The sequence below is a fragment of the Scytonema sp. PCC 10023 genome (genome assembly GCF_963920835.1).
In the GTDB taxonomy this organism is placed as follows: Bacteria; Cyanobacteriota; Cyanobacteriia; order Cyanobacteriales; family Nostocaceae; genus Kalymmatonema.
Map to the genome: position 1 here is coordinate 1 of NZ_CAWUDP010000116.1, position 14,616 is coordinate 14,616.

The window sequence follows — 14,616 nt, forward strand, 5'->3', positions numbered from 1 at the left end:
CTTACTACAACTCACTCCATATTGCTCCGTCTTTCAGTTATTTGGTACAACGTCTTAAAACAGATAAACTATTTCTGTTCAACTGCTCCAAGAGCAAACAAGGTTGCTTTCTGTGCCTCGGTCAAACCTGTTACTCCGTAAATATTCATGCTCTCATAAAGGCATTCTACTCTCAGAGTCTTGATGCACTCTTTTGTCTGCATATCCCATATCTTGATAGCACCATTGCCATCGCCACTAACTAAGATATGACCTTCAGGACTAAAGGCAATAGACATCACCCAAATATGATGGTCTTCCAAGGTAGCAATGCACTCAGCTGTCGCTACATCCCAGAGTTTGATGGTACCGTCACTGCTGCCACTTGCAAGCATACTACCATCGGGACTGAAAGTTATTGACCACACCCAATTTTTATGTGCTTGGACTATATGAATACACTTTCCTGTTTGCACATCCCATAGCCGCACAGTGCCATCTGCACTACCAGTCGCAAGCATATCACCTTGAGGACTAAAGGCAACCCACCAAACCCAACTGCAGTGTCCTTTGAATGTTTGATAGGATTGCCAGGTTTCTAAATCCCAGATTCTGGCGACATCATCAAAACTGCCAACTGCTAGCTTTTTGCCATCTGGGCTGAAGGAGATAGACATGGCAACATGTTCCGGGTGACTGTGCAGAATTTCACCTGTTGCTATATCCCAGAATTTAATAGTACGGTCATAGCTGCTACTTGCCAACAGACAAGCATCTGGACTGAAAGCAACCCCTGTCACCATACTTGTATGTCCCTGCAAGACTTTGATGCACTTACCTTCCAGTACATCCCATAACCTGATAGAATGGTCAGCGCTTGTGCTTGCCAAAATGCGACCGTCAGGACTATAAACAACTAAAAAGATGAAATCAGTATGTCCAGTCAAACTTTGGCACTCACCGTCTAAATTCCAAAGTCTTACAATTCGGTCATAGCTACCACTGGCGATCAGGAAAGATTTTTCAAAAGGGGTAGGATTAAAGGCAACGGATGCAACCCAGTTATGCATTCCCCTAAATATTCTCACGCACTCTCCACTTGCGACATCCCATAGTTTCATCGTGAAGTCATCACCACCAGTGACAAGCAGAGTGCCTTGGGGGTTCGTGGCAAGCGCGTACACTGCGTTAGTATGTCCTTGGAATGTTCTGATGCATTGCTTTGTTGCGGTATCCCAAAGTCGAACTGTTCCATCCAAACCACTGCTAGCAAGGGTATTGCCGTCGTCCACAAAAGTCACCGAATGCACGCCGTTACTATGCCCCTGCAAAGTTCCGACACAATGACCCTCATCTATGTCCCAAAGCCAAATGCTGGGGTCTAAACCGCTAGTAGCAAGCATTCCTGAAGCGCTGAAGGCAACAGACCTAATCCAATCACTATACCCTTGCAAGGTTTTGATACAGCGACCTGTAGTCACATCCCAAAGCTTGACAGTTTTGTCATCACTGCCACTGGCAAAGATACAACCATCTGGGCTCAAAGCTAGAGAGAAGATTGCACTATTATGTCCATGCAAGACTTGGGTACATTCTCCTGTGTCAACATTCCAAAGCCTGATAGTACAATCTGCACTACTACTGATTAATATTTTACCGTCGAGCGCAAAGATAACGGAGAAAACGCACCCTTTATGACCTTGCAGAGTTTTCAAGCATTGTCCCGTTGTGACATCCCATAGCTTAATCTTTTCATCTTGCGCCCCACTTGCCAGGATACTGCCCTCTGGAGTGTTCGCGCAGCATTGCGGAGCAAAGGCAACACACCAAACAGAACCCAAATGACCTTGACAGCTCATGAGTTGTTGAGCAGTGGCGACATCCCACAAGCAAATTTGACCTTCAGAGTGAGCTGTTGCCAAAATTTTACCATTCGGGCTGAATACAGCAGACATGGGGCTTGAAAAAGTTTTGGCAAATACAGATTTAGATAAGTCGCTATGGGCAAAGTTTACTTGTCTGAGGGGGGTGTCTTGGAGATAAGCTTGCCAAATCGTTAGGTAAGAGAAGTCGTAGCCAGTTAAATCAGTTTGCAGTTGACACAGCAGGTTTATGAGGTTGCCAACTGTATACCCAGGTTCTAATTCGAGTGTGGTGAGGTGCGCGTATCTTTTGAGAGATTGCTCGCGTAATTCATGTACAATCTGAGTCAGATGAGTTGCGATCGCCACTTTGCTTCGCAGCCTCAGCAGTAATTGCTCAATCACAGGCTGGAGAATAAGTTTAGTTTGAGCAACCCGAATATAGTCTTTAGCTGTAGCTTTGATCAACGCATGGCTGTTGAAGAGGATAAACAGATCAGGAGAACTTGCGGTTTCGCTTGTTCTGTTACCCATTTCTTCAATCTCGGTACACACCTGTTGAACAATATAATCGGTGACATATTCCATCACCACTGGTTGGAGAGTAAATTGCACAGGGGTTTGTGGAACTGATTTTTTTTCGATTAAACTGCGCCTCCCAAGTGACTCCAACGCTTCCAAAAGCTTCATTGAAGAGACAGGTAAGACTAAATCAGCACGTAACTCTGTGAGAGTGACTGGTTCGCGATTGATTGCTAGCCAGCACATTAGGTCTTTTTCTAAAGGTGAAATCCTGTGAAATTGCTGTCCTAATAAGTCATAAATACTACCAAAAACAGTCGTACCTTGAGCGCGAAATTCTGTAATATCGCCATCAAATAATTCTTGGATTGTGGTAGCAATAATCTTGAGAGCGAGGGGATTACCTGCGTAATGTGCAATTAGGTCTTGCCAATCTGCATCAGAACCGCAGAAAAAGCTTTTGGTTCGCACCAGTTCTAGCGCTGCACTAGCATTTAAACCCGTTAGGTGTAATGACCGAACTGGTAAAGTTTCACCTTCAAGAGCTGCAATTTCCTGGGGCTTTTCTCGACTTGTCAGCACCACACAGCTTTGGTGAGCCGTTTCTCCGATTTGCTTAAGGAGTTGTGCGTAGTCTTCATAACCAGTTTGATAGTGTCCAGAGGAGTCTAACTCTGCTAATATCGATTCTGCATTGTCTAGTACGACCAAACAGCGGTGCGCTCGCAAATGTGCCATGAATTCGGTCAGGCGATCGCCAATATTCTCTGATAAGTTGATTGGTTGACCGTGAGCAAAAAATTGCAGTAAGTTCGCGAGCAAATCTTTAAGAGGCGGACTATTGCGGAGACTTCGCCACACCACAAACTCAAACTGCTCTTGAATTTGAGTCGCCAGTTTCACTGACAGCGAAGACTTGCCAATTCCACCCATTCCTAGCAACGCAATCAACCGACAACGGTCGTGAAGTATCCAATACTCTAACTTACTGAGTTCGTCTATGCGACCGAAGAAGATGGAGACATCAACGGCTTCACCCCAGTCTTGGTGATGGGGTGATAAGGTTTCTTCTAGCAATGATGGGGAAGGGGCAATATTTTCTCCAATGCTGGCACCTTCTCCAGTGTTTGGCTTGCAATAATCGGTTGTACTCAACTCCAAACCGAAAGCCCGGAAGAAATACTCAAGGCTTTGCTTGTCAACTCCTTCTTCTCGCGCCAGCACTTTAGATACCGTAAAAGGAGCTAACTGCGTGCGGTAACTCAATTCTTCCAGAGTAAATCTGGCTCCATCATTTTCTTGAATTTCTAAGAAATGCTTAGCCTCCTGAAGCTTGTGCAATCCTTGGAGACTGAGAATAACACCACGCCTGCGTGTTTGCTTGTACTTTTCCATTGAGTAGGACAAAGCTAAGGCTAAGTTGAGAATAATTTTACAGGCTTAAAAGCAATATCTTGGAATCCTTTAGGTTTTATACATCTTAAGCATCGTTATGTTGAGCATTTGCCAATTGCCAAATACTCCAAGGCTTATCAGAACTCAGTTAGAGCTTCATTCTTTACAAAACTTAACTTAGCGCTTAACGCCTTTATCTTTACTGGTGCAAACCGAACAGAAAAGACAAACTGAAATTGTCAGAAGTTAACAACTAGACATAAATCTAAACATTCTACAAAGGAGTTCACTCATCATGTTTGCACCACTCATCGTTCTTATTCGCAAATATTTTGGTCAGAAAAAGTTCAATCAAGTTCGCGGTCAATTGATAGCACTGCATATTCAGACGATGACTCGCTTTTGCGATCGCTTCGGTATTGACCGTACTACCCGTCAGCATCTTATCCGCATGGCTCGTGATAATGGTAAGCGGTTGGGTTTACTGGCTTGAGCAGATTTTTGTTCGCAGGACAGACTAACAGGACTTATATCATGTCCGGTTGAATGATAATGAGTCGTTCAACAACTGAAATGAGGCGATCGCCTTTGGGGACTTCCAATTAAAAAAATCTCCAATTTGTAGTGATGCAGAAAGAATGGTGGGTTACGGCGCACTTTAGTTAGGGACTTCCAAAAAATAAAATAATCAAATACTAAAAATTCTAATCATTGTAGAGGTAGGCAGTCAGTGCTGCCTTGGGCAGCACTGACTGCCCTTTTTCTAGTAAGTTCAATTTAGCTTGCAAGGTTATTTGTAGGATCCGATGACTGCTTGTGACGCAAATTCGCTTACGGTTTGAGATTGCCCGCTACCATCAGGATCAGATACCAGATTTTGCAATATAAACAGTTGTAAAGTTTTTTCCTAAAAACCTGGAATTGCACTGATACGAATTGGTTTTAAGAGGGATGAAATCCTTTGGGGATTTCATTGAGGCATAAATAAAGGTAAAAATTGATCATGAGTAATAGTTCATCAATAAAACCGATAGAAACAACTGGTCGTTATTTGGTTCTTCTACCTGAAGAAAATATAAGTTCGGGAATAGCAGCATTAAGGGACTCGACGGGGGTTAGAGATATCGACGATTCTGCCCTTAGTAATATAGGGGTTGCTGTAGTTGCCTTAGATCCAAATCAAGTACAGTCTCTTAATGCTGCTGTAGCTGGTCCACAACCTATATTAGCTGTCGAACCAGAACAGATTATGTATGCGATCGGAAGCATTGTAATTAACGGAGATACGGCTAACTATCTTCAAGGTTACAAAGAGGGTGTAACCAATCTAGTAAATAGTTTGAGTAATGGTGCAGTTACGCCAGGGCAACAACTCAATACTTCTGCATTTTCCGATGGTGCTACAACCTGGGGACTGCAAGCAACTAAAGTTGTCAGTAGTCGCTATACTGGTTCAGGTATTAAAGTTGCAATTCTTGATACAGGTCTAGATTTAACCCACCCTGATTTTGCTGGTCGCACTATTACCAGTGAATCTTTTATTAGAGGTGAAGAAGTTCAAGATTTACAAGGTCACGGAACTCACTGTATTGGAACTTCTTGTGGACTTTTAAATCCACCTAACCCATCTTCTCCTATGCGTTATGGCATTGCTTATAATGCAGAAATATTTGTCGGTAAGGTTTTGAGTAACCAAGGTTCAGGGGCTGATGGAGGTATTTTAGCTGGTATTGATCGGGCAATTAGTAATGGTTGTCAAATTATCTCAATGTCTTTAGGTGCGCCTACCCGTCCTGGAGATACTTACTCGCAGATTTATGAGGCTGTTGCCAAACGCGCCCTCAGTCAAGGCACTTTAATTATTGCTGCTGCTGGAAATGAGAGTTATCGACCTGGTTTTTCCCGTCCTGTAGGTCGTCCCGCTAATTGCCCCTCAATTATGGCTGTAGCTGCTTTAGACAACCAATTACAAATTGCTTCTTTCTCCAACAGTTCAATTAATCCTGATGGCGGAGGGATTGATATTGCAGGACCAGGTGTAGATGTTTATTCTACTTGGTCAACAGATCCAATGACAGTTCGACCACCTAATGGTTTAGGACCATCAAGATATGTCGCAATTAGTGGTACTAGCATGGCGACTCCTCACGTAGCAGGAATTGCAGCCCTCTATGCAGAAGCAACTGGAAAAAGAGGATTTGAACTTTGGGCTTTATTAATGCAAAATGCTCAAAGATTAAACTTACCATCAGCTGATGTGGGAATTGGTTTGGTTCAAGCACCTGTTTAACATAACGTAAGTTAGGGCATCTTAAATCTTGCTAGGATGATAAGTAGGTAAATATACAAAACACAAATCAATCTGTATTCTATCAGAGTTAACACTAGTTAAATTCTAATTACTGGAAACTCATAGTTAGTACAAGTTTGGTGATATTGTGTTTGGCTGTATCTACCTACTTATCAAAGAATATATTTACCCAAAATCCATTTTCCATTCAAGGTACTAAAATGTCCCAAGTTCAAGTATCTGTATCTGTTGACGATGCTCATTTACCTCAAATTGGGCAAATTTCCCAGCAATTACAGTCATCTGGGATGAATGTGGAACAAACTTTATCCAGTATTGGTGTTATTAACGGTTCAATTCCATCAGACCGGCTTAATAGTCTTTATCAAATTGAGGGAGTAAAAAACGTTGAAGCCCAGCAAAATTACCAATTAGCCCCTCCTAATTCTGATATTCAATAATTTTGAATATTGGTAATTTCAGTAGACCGAAAAGTTTTACGATCGCTCTGTGATATATACCCGCGAATCTGATTATCGTCTAAAAAACAGTACTTTTTGATACATTTTACCGAAAAGTCGTCTAGAAATATAATATAAGTAAAACTAATTAATCACCCAAAAAGGTAAGGGGAACTCTCGCAGCAGAACTACGTTCTGGTGCTGTGTCTTGGAATTTTTGTAAAGTATTGGGGTACTGTTGTGCGCTATGGACAATTGCTTTATACGCTCAACAGCTCATTTGCTTTTAACCAGGCGATTAAAAAGTTGAATATCTCAATATCATTCTCCAATTTCTCCATCTTAGGTATCGATGTAATAAATTCAAGATTAGCTTTAACACTAATCGACTCCAGAAACTTTACTCTTCCCGGAAATCTAGACTGCAACGCCTCAAAGTATCTTTTTTGAGGTTCCACTAGTTTTTCAAACCGTTGATATTTCTCCTTAATCCTCTGTTCGTCTCGATTTAATTCACAACCCCGCTTGTATTCTCTTTTCCAACGTTCCTCAAGACTTGTTGACAAGAAGAAATACACATCTGGAAAACCAATTCGATTTTCACTAATTTGCAAGCGATAAAACGTTTCGCAATTTTCAAGATTCGTCCACGGTTCATCGTGATAAATCCAGCTGAACCAAAGCGGCTGCAATAGATCTCCGTCAAATACAATCCACTCATAGTCTTCTACCTGACGAATTCCCATTTCCCATCTTGCCACCTGTCTGTTTAAATACCAGTTTTCCGGCTCATGGTTGGGACGAGCGAAAAGCTTATTCACTTCTGGTACGACAAAAGCTGAATAATGCTGTGCGATCGCAACACACGTTGTCGATTTTCCTACCGCAGGTGCGCCTTCTAAAGTAATAATCATAGTTCTAGTGGTTATTTATGGTGTAATCCGTCGCGAAGCGCGATGGCACAAAGTGCCCGCTGGGGGGCGATCGCTTAAGTTAGCGACTTAAGACCTTTATCTTTACTGGTACAGATTCAAACGTTATCAGAAACTGTAGTTATCGACGGTGTAGTGAATTGTGATTGGAAAAGCTTGCAGGAGAGCTTCCTACAAAAGAAAAACTGCTGTTCCAAGCGCTTAACTTATACACTAAAAGCGCAATTTGTCAAACAATATTCATAATTATGGGAGATTCAACCCATGACTAATGTTATTAATCCAATTGAGCGTCCCGAAGTAACGCAACAACTGTCTGAAAATATTATTCTCACAACTCTGGATGACTTGTACAACTGGGCAAAAATGTCCAGTTTGTATCCGATGATGTTTGGCACAGCCTGTTGTTTCATGGAGTTTATGGCTGCCTATGCTTCTCGGTTCGACATGGAGAGATATGGGATGATTCCCCGTGCGACTCCCCGACAAGCAGACTTAATGATTACCGCAGGTACAATCACGATGAAGTACGCCCCTAACTTGGTGCGGCTTTATGAACAAATGGCAGAACCTAAGTATGTCATCGCAATGGGAGCTTGCACAATTACGGGCGGAATGTTCAGTGTAGATTCTCCAACGACTGTTCGTGGTGTGGATAAGTTAATTCCAGTCGATGTCTACATACCGGGATGTCCCCCGCGACCAGAGGCAGTCATCGATGCGATTATTAAATTGCGTAAGAAAATTGCCAATCAAAGCATTCAGGAACTGCCCCAACTCCAACAATCTCACCGCTACTACAGCATCACACACAAGATGAAAGTGGTACCTCCCATCAATGATGGGAAATACCTAAAAAGCCCTACACGGGAAACTCCATCCAAGGAAATTGCTGAAGCAACAGGATTGCCTTTGCCCTTGGCACTTGAACAGCAGAAAATGGAGGTAAAGTTTCAATGAATGAAGATCGTCTTAACGCATTTGTCAATCAGCTTGTCAGCGACATGGCAGTGAGTATGTCAGGCGTGATGGCTAGCATTGGGCACCGACTGGGTTTATACAAAGCAATGGCTGGTGCTGGTCCGACGACGCCATCTGAACTGGCTCAAAAGACAGGTACTCGCGAGCGATACGTTCTGGAGTGGCTGAACAGTCAGGCAGCCAGTGGCTATATCACTTACGACCCTGAACAGCGCACTTATGAGTTGCCTGACGAACACGCGATGGTGTTAGCCAATCCAGAAAGTCCCGTTTTCATGGCTGCTGCTTTCGATAGTGTTTCCTCGATGTGGCTGGATGAGGACAAAGTTATAAATGCTTTCCAAACTGGTCGGGGCATTGGTTGGCACGAGCATCATCATCGGCTATTTTGCGGCTGCGAAGCGTTCTACAAAACGGGTTACAAGGCGTCGCTGACGACTAACTGGATTCCTGCACTCGAAGGAGTTGAAGAAAAGTTGCAGGCAGGCGCTTTAGTTGCTGACGTGGGTTGCGGTCATGGTGCATCTACTATCCTTTTGGCACAGGCTTATCCCAACTCAAAATTCTTTGGCTTCGATTACCACAACGAGTCAATTACTGTTGCACGTCAACGCGCTGTAGAAGCTGGTGTTAGCGATCGCATCCAATTTGAAGTCGCTCATGCAAAGAACTTTCCAGGAACAAACTACGACCTAGTTTGCTTTATGGATTGTCTACATGACCTAGGCGATCCTGTAGGTGCGGCAAAACATACAAAGGAAGTCTTAGCTGAAGACGGAACCGTGCTATTGGTTGAACCGTTCGCTGGTAACTCTATTGAGGACAATCTCAATCCAGTAGGTCGGATGTTTTATTCCGCCTCCACTGCAATATGCACGCCCAACTCACTATCTCAAGAAGTTGGGCTAGGACTGGGAGCACAAGCTGGTGAAGCGAGACTGGCTCAAGTTATGTCTGAAGCTGGCTTTAGTCGGTTCCGCTGTGCTACACAGACTCCTTTTAATCTGATACTGGAAGCGCGGCTATAGCTCTTAATCCACGTTTGCTATTACGGGCGCAAGCCGCCGCGCCCGTACCTCCTGACGAAGGGAGATGTGAGATGGATATCGCTGTCTTTTCTTCTCAAGAACTGCCGTTCGTGTTGCAAACTCTAACAACAGTAGCGGCTAAACCAGAGGCATTAACACCACTTGAACATCAGTTTTTACAGGTAGTGAACCAGCTACATCAAGCCTCAGTTGTAGTTGATGACTTATCTCCTATCACGCCAACACAAATTGCTGCAGCCATAACCGATCCACACCACCGCAAACGCTTGCTCCAAATGGCAATGGTGATGGCGATGGTAGATAACGAGATTACCCCTAGCCAGCAAAAAGCACTGCGATCGCTTGCAGAAGCCCTTTGTAGTAACGAGCAAAGTTTACGAGTGCTGCACAAAGCCGCTAGAGAATATAAGCTGCTAGCGCAGATGGACATGACACGGCAGTCGATGGGTGTATTTATGAGTGCATCCTATGCACAACAAGGTACTATCGGTCTTAAAAAGATACTGGTTCCGCTGTTTTACGGCGGTGAAGATCCAGATGTAGCATGGAAGTATCGACAGTTGGGGCTATTACCAGAGGGAACTTTGGGACGCGGTTTTTGGGAATACTACACCCAAAAACGGTTTAGCTTTCCTGGTGAGGTGGGGAGCATTCCAGAGCGCATGGTGTTTCACGATTTTGGGCATATTTTATCTGGTTACGGCACTGACCCTCAAGGAGAGATCCAGCAGGCAGCTTTTCAAGCGGGTTTTACCCGCGAAAACGGTTTTGTATTTCTGCTGTTCGTCATTCTGTATTTTTATTGGAGTTTTCACATCACGCCTTATACGGGTGCGGCGATGGAACTCTTTGATATTTCACGAGTCATACACGCCCTACAGCGCGGTGCAGCTTGTAACGTAGACCTTTCAGATAACTGGAACTTCTGGGAAGTTGTGGATGTACCAGTAAAAGAATTACGCGATCGCTACAGCATTCCACCCCTTAGCCAATTTTAGATTTTCAATTCCAGATTTTGGATGCATCTGTATGTGGAACAAACTCAAACAAATCAAAGCGCTTCAAGCTTATAAAAACTCTGAAAATTACGGCGATTTTGCTATTCTCAAATCTGATTTATTAGGAGCAAAAGTTAATCCTACAGTAGAGGCTAAACTGCAACACGTTGTCGGATATCATCCGCAGATAAATTTAGAAGAATTGAGCAAATACCCTCAAGGTACCTTTGGGCGAGAATATGCTGAACATATGCGGGAAAATAACCTGAAACCATTTAACGTCAGTCCCGAACTTGAGGACATTGCTAGACGCAATGTATTTGCCTTGCGATACGTTGTCACCCACGATATTTTTCATCTCTTGCTTGGCTTTGATACCAGCTACGCCGGAGAAATAGGGGTGCTTGCCTTCGCCGCTGCCCAAAATTACAGCAAATCCCTAAAAATTAGCCTTTGGTTAGCGAAATTTCTCTATCCAATCATAGCTCCTAAACAACGTCAAGCTATTTTTGCTAATCTTCAAAAAGGACTTGAACTTGGCAAAAAAGCACAATTTTTATTAGGCTACCGCTTTGAAGAACATTGGAAAGAACCAATGAACGAAATCAGAAGCCGATTAGGATTACCACAAAATTATAACCCTCAAGATTCCCCAACATTCATCCAAGTTTAATTTTTTTCTAATAACAAAAAGCCAGGATAAAGACAGATGATTGAACTCAAAGAAAACTCTCCACAGCAGACTGTAAATAAATTACCAAATAGAACCCGCGAACCTAGGGTGCTGCAAACGATATGGGTAGTTCTGCGACCAATGGATTACCTCGAAACAATGCAAGAGCGCTACGGGGACATCTTTTTTGCAGAATTTGCTGGCTTTCCTTCCTCAGTGATTATCAGTAATCCCCAAGCAATTCAAGAAATTTTTACCGCTGATTCCAAGCTTTTTGAATCAGGTTCAGGCAATCAGGTTATGCAACCGTTGTTGGGGTCGAATTCTTTAGTATTACTAGACGGGGAGCGCCACTTGAAACAGCGCAAGCTTTTGATGCCTCCTTTTCATGGCGAAAGAATGCGGGCCTACGGTCAGCTTATTTGTGAAATTGCTGAACAAGTGATGAGCCAACTTGAAGTTGGACAAATATTCACCGCTCGCCAATATACGCAAGAGATTTCGCTAACAGTCATTTTACGAGCTGTTTTTGGTCTAAAGGAAGGAGAACGTTACCAACAAATCAGGAAAACTTTAACTGCAATGTTGGATACTTTTAATTATCCTTTAAGTGCAATATTCCTTTTTTTTAAGGCACTGCAACATGATTTAGGACCTTTGAGTCCTTGGGAAAATTTTGTAAGGCAAAGAGAGCTACTGGATAAATTACTTTATCAAGAAATTCATGAGCGTAGAAGTCAACCTGAATCTTTAGGTGAAGATATCCTCAGCTTATTACTATCACCTCGCGACGAAGCTGGTCAACCAATGACAGATATTGAGCTACGTGATGAATTAATGACCATGCTTTTTGCTGGCCATGAAACCACAGCAACCGCTTTAGCTTGGGCTTTATATTGGATTCACTATCTACCAGAAGTGCGCGAAAAACTGCTGCAAGAATTGAATTCCATTGATATTGCCAATACCGAACCGACAGAAATCGCTCGATTACCTTATCTAAATGCTGTTTGTTCAGAAGCTTTAAGAATGTATCCTGTTGTTTTCTTTACCTTTCCTAGAATTCTGCAAGCCCCCATGCAATTAATGGGCTACGAGTTACCAAAAGGCATGATACTATCGCCATGTATTTATCTAACTCACCATCGCCCAGATATTTACCCACAACCCAAGCAGTTTAGACCAGAACGCTTTCTAGAACGTCAATTTTCTCCTTATGAATATTTACCTTTTGGAGGCGGGAACCGTCGCTGCCTTGGCTTGGCATTTGCCATGTTTGAAATGAAATTGGTACTTGCAACCGTCTTATCTGATTACTCACTAGAACTAGCAGAACGGCGTCCTTTGCTACCTGTACGTCGCGGTATAACATTTGCACCTCCAGGAGGAGTACCTTTGGTGGTCAAGGGGCGTAATTAACGACTTAAAATTGCCTTTGTTGTTGCGATCGCCTCTCCTACCCCATTCACAACATAAACGTTTTCTGGCGACAGCTTTTTGAAGAAAACATTGCTTTCTTCGTCGTCAGTCAGCAAAATAACTTTCTTATTACCTTTTAACGCCAAAGCAACTTCTGAAGCTGTCCCAGCACCCATCCCACAGGCAATCACCACATCACTGGAGAGGACATTAATATTATTGCGAGCATTTCCCATATCAGTGAATATAGCAATATCAACTGCTTCAGAAATGCCCTTGCTATCCTCACTAGGAAGAATGCCAATAGTTAAACCATTGGCAAATTTTGCTCCCTGATTAGCGGCTTCCATTACCCCAACATTTCTACCGCCTGTGAGCAAAACCCATCCTTCTTGTGCAATGACTTTCCCAAGTTCATAAGCATTTTGCACATCAATTGAGGTAGCCTTTTCTCCTGGTCCCATCACTCCAATAATGATTTTTCTCATTGCTGTTTCTTAAGAAGAACACAGTACCCAGAACTCAAAACTCACAACTCAAAACTTTTCTAGCTAGGACTAGTACAACGCGGCGTAAATAGGGCAACCCTTCGGGTTCACCAGTCGCCTGCCTGTCGGGAAACCCTCCTGCAGCGCTGGTTCACCATTTAAAATCCCTAAAAACCTCATTCCATAATACTTTTGACTTGTTACCTTCACTTTTGACTTCCGCCTTGCGGTACTAGCCCTTTCAAGATGACTCGTAAAATCTCTTCTTTTCTCTCTGCGCTCTCTGTGTCTCTGCGGTTTATATAAGTTATTTATTTAACCACAGAGGCGCAGAGGAGCCAGCGCTGCAGGAGGGTTTCCCGACAGGCAGGCGACTGGCGTTACACAGAGTAAAGAGGTTAAAAAAGGAGTTTTTTGACCAAAATTTTTACCCACCTTAAATTTCGGTGATGGCGCTAAATGTTTTTATAAAAAATTAATGAAATTTCAGTAGAAACCCGGTTTCCAGAAGAAACCGAGTCTGAAAAAACACTAGAAACTCCCAACAATCATCCCAGCAAGTACGAGAAAACCAATCCACACGTTTTGCCGGAACATTTCTCCATAAGCAGAGTTAGGCAGGTTTGGCTGTCTTAAGCGTGTGTACTGCCAAGCCCAGCCTACAGTAGCAATAGCAAGACTGATCCAAAAGGTAGGGCGCAGGTGCATAAGCACACCTTGCCAACCGAGTAAAAAGACTGTACCAACAAAGAAAATCCCAATTGCAACAGGCGTGTAATCACCAAAGAATAAGGCGCTAGAGTTCACACCAATTCGGCGGTCATCTTCCTTGTCGCTCATGGCGTAAACTGTATCAAATCCCAATGTCCACAGTACAGTTGCACCCCAAAGCAACCAAGTGGGAAGTGAAAGGTTATGCGTCACCGCACTCCAGCTAATCAAAACGCCAAAACCCCAAGCGATAGAAAGTACCAACTGCGGGATGGGAAACACCCGCTTTGCGCCTGGATAAAGCAAAATGACTGGAACGGCTGCCACACACAACCAAAATGAGAGTGGGTTAAGATAAAAAGCAAGAACTGCTGCACATCCCATCGCCAGTATGGCAACGATGATGCCGACTTTTATCGAAAGCGCACGGGAAGCAAGAGGGCGATCGCGAGTTCTTTCTACTTGTGGATCTATATCTCTATCCCACAAATCATTGACAACACACCCAGCAGCACTTGTGGCGAGAGTACCCAGGATGATAACGCCAACCAAGGGTAAAGGTGGTTTTCCAGCAGCTGCCAAAAACACAGCCCAAAGAGCGGGAATCATCAAAATTAACCGTCCTTCTGGTTTATGCCACCGCAAAAGCCGGATAATGACAAACAACATGGATTCAGTGTTGCGTTCTTTTGTAGTTAGCATAGGCAGCAAAACAATAACTAGAGATAGATTTATTCACATATAGTTACATCTATAGAATATCTTTATTTGATATTTATAAAATCAAACCACAAGTAACAATTTTGGATACACTTAATGAGTTAATTTAGTTGTGTGAACAAGGTGCATCTCCTGA

12 protein-coding genes are annotated in these 14,616 nt (G+C 43.2%); 8 read left to right on the forward strand and 4 right to left on the reverse strand.

Annotated elements, in window-relative coordinates; all coding sequences use genetic code 11:
* Positions 1-68: 68 nt before the first annotated feature.
* Positions 69-3,758, reverse strand: coding sequence for an NB-ARC domain-containing protein (locus tag ACM0OZ_RS40665; RefSeq protein WP_414588558.1), 3,690 nt, complete (start codon positions 3,756-3,758; stop codon positions 69-71).
* Positions 3,759-4,053: 295 nt separating this feature from the next.
* Between ACM0OZ_RS40665 and ACM0OZ_RS40670 the strand changes: the two genes are divergently transcribed.
* The 3 genes from ACM0OZ_RS40670 to ACM0OZ_RS40680 all read left to right on the forward strand — a co-directional run bounded on the left by ACM0OZ_RS40670 (position 4,054) and on the right by ACM0OZ_RS40680 (position 6,509).
* Positions 4,054-4,251 (forward strand): electron transporter, encoded by a 198-nt coding sequence (locus ACM0OZ_RS40670; protein ID WP_414588559.1) that lies wholly within the window; start codon positions 4,054-4,056, stop codon positions 4,249-4,251.
* Between the two features lie 510 nt (positions 4,252-4,761).
* A complete protein-coding gene (locus tag ACM0OZ_RS40675; protein ID WP_414588560.1) occupies positions 4,762-6,048 on the forward strand; it encodes a S8 family peptidase in 1,287 nt (428 codons plus the stop codon).
* Between the two features lie 221 nt (positions 6,049-6,269).
* Entirely contained in the window at positions 6,270-6,509 is a 240-nt protein-coding gene (locus tag ACM0OZ_RS40680) for a ketohydroxyglutarate aldolase (RefSeq protein WP_414588561.1), read from the forward strand.
* Positions 6,510-6,769: 260 nt separating this feature from the next.
* Here the strand turns inward: ACM0OZ_RS40680 and ACM0OZ_RS40685 are convergent, their stop codons facing one another.
* Positions 6,770-7,423, reverse strand: coding sequence for a hypothetical protein (locus ACM0OZ_RS40685; RefSeq protein ID WP_414588562.1), 654 nt, complete (start codon positions 7,421-7,423; stop codon positions 6,770-6,772).
* Between the two features lie 282 nt (positions 7,424-7,705).
* Here ACM0OZ_RS40685 and nuoB point away from each other — a divergent pair, with 282 nt between their 5' ends.
* The 5 genes from nuoB (at position 7,706) to ACM0OZ_RS40710 (ending at position 12,561) form a co-directional block, all read left to right on the forward strand.
* Complete coding sequence (nuoB, locus tag ACM0OZ_RS40690; protein ID WP_414588563.1) at positions 7,706-8,401, forward strand: NADH-quinone oxidoreductase subunit NuoB; 696 nt, start codon at positions 7,706-7,708, stop codon at positions 8,399-8,401.
* The gene (locus ACM0OZ_RS40695; protein ID WP_414588565.1) at positions 8,398-9,450 is read left to right on the forward strand and encodes a class I SAM-dependent methyltransferase; all 1,053 of its coding nucleotides are present in this window, start codon (positions 8,398-8,400) and stop codon (positions 9,448-9,450) included. Before nuoB ends, ACM0OZ_RS40695 begins: the two co-directional genes overlap by 4 nt.
* A gap of 71 nt (positions 9,451-9,521) precedes the next feature.
* Entirely contained in the window at positions 9,522-10,469 is a 948-nt protein-coding gene (locus tag ACM0OZ_RS40700; RefSeq protein ID WP_414588566.1) for a hypothetical protein, read from the forward strand.
* A gap of 31 nt (positions 10,470-10,500) precedes the next feature.
* Positions 10,501-11,142: a Coq4 family protein gene (locus ACM0OZ_RS40705; protein WP_414588567.1), complete on the forward strand. Its 642-nt coding sequence runs from the start codon at positions 10,501-10,503 to the stop codon at positions 11,140-11,142.
* Positions 11,143-11,178: 36 nt separating this feature from the next.
* Positions 11,179-12,561, forward strand: a complete 1,383-nt coding sequence (locus tag ACM0OZ_RS40710) for a cytochrome P450 (RefSeq protein WP_414588568.1) — start codon at positions 11,179-11,181, stop codon at positions 12,559-12,561.
* On the opposite strand, the gene ACM0OZ_RS40715 is transcribed toward ACM0OZ_RS40710, so the two are convergent.
* Complete coding sequence (locus tag ACM0OZ_RS40715; protein WP_414588569.1) at positions 12,558-13,049, reverse strand: TIGR00725 family protein; 492 nt, start codon at positions 13,047-13,049, stop codon at positions 12,558-12,560. The two genes, ACM0OZ_RS40710 and ACM0OZ_RS40715, sit on opposite strands and share 4 nt — an antisense overlap.
* Positions 13,050-13,580: 531 nt before the next feature.
* Positions 13,581-14,462 (reverse strand): 4-hydroxybenzoate solanesyltransferase, encoded by an 882-nt coding sequence (locus ACM0OZ_RS40720; protein WP_414588570.1) that lies wholly within the window; start codon positions 14,460-14,462, stop codon positions 13,581-13,583.
* Positions 14,463-14,616: the final 154 nt, after the last annotated feature.

What these genes read in the sequence shown, in the direction of transcription:
- ACM0OZ_RS40665 (WP_414588558.1), bottom strand. Translation starts at nt 3,758, where the DNA reads ATGGAAAAGTACAAGCAAACACGCAGGCGTGGTGTTATTCTCAGTCTC.
- ACM0OZ_RS40670 (WP_414588559.1), top strand. Translation starts at nt 4,054, where the DNA reads ATGTTTGCACCACTCATCGTTCTTATTCGCAAATATTTTGGTCAGAAA.
- ACM0OZ_RS40675 (WP_414588560.1), top strand. Translation starts at nt 4,762, where the DNA reads ATGAGTAATAGTTCATCAATAAAACCGATAGAAACAACTGGTCGTTAT.
- ACM0OZ_RS40680 (WP_414588561.1), top strand. Translation starts at nt 6,270, where the DNA reads ATGTCCCAAGTTCAAGTATCTGTATCTGTTGACGATGCTCATTTACCT.
- ACM0OZ_RS40685 (WP_414588562.1), bottom strand. Translation starts at nt 7,423, where the DNA reads ATGATTATTACTTTAGAAGGCGCACCTGCGGTAGGAAAATCGACAACG.
- nuoB (WP_414588563.1), top strand. Translation starts at nt 7,706, where the DNA reads ATGACTAATGTTATTAATCCAATTGAGCGTCCCGAAGTAACGCAACAA.
- ACM0OZ_RS40695 (WP_414588565.1), top strand. Translation starts at nt 8,398, where the DNA reads ATGAATGAAGATCGTCTTAACGCATTTGTCAATCAGCTTGTCAGCGAC.
- ACM0OZ_RS40700 (WP_414588566.1), top strand. Translation starts at nt 9,522, where the DNA reads ATGGATATCGCTGTCTTTTCTTCTCAAGAACTGCCGTTCGTGTTGCAA.
- ACM0OZ_RS40705 (WP_414588567.1), top strand. Translation starts at nt 10,501, where the DNA reads ATGTGGAACAAACTCAAACAAATCAAAGCGCTTCAAGCTTATAAAAAC.
- ACM0OZ_RS40710 (WP_414588568.1), top strand. Translation starts at nt 11,179, where the DNA reads ATGATTGAACTCAAAGAAAACTCTCCACAGCAGACTGTAAATAAATTA.
- ACM0OZ_RS40715 (WP_414588569.1), bottom strand. Translation starts at nt 13,049, where the DNA reads ATGAGAAAAATCATTATTGGAGTGATGGGACCAGGAGAAAAGGCTACC.
- ACM0OZ_RS40720 (WP_414588570.1), bottom strand. Translation starts at nt 14,462, where the DNA reads ATGCTAACTACAAAAGAACGCAACACTGAATCCATGTTGTTTGTCATT.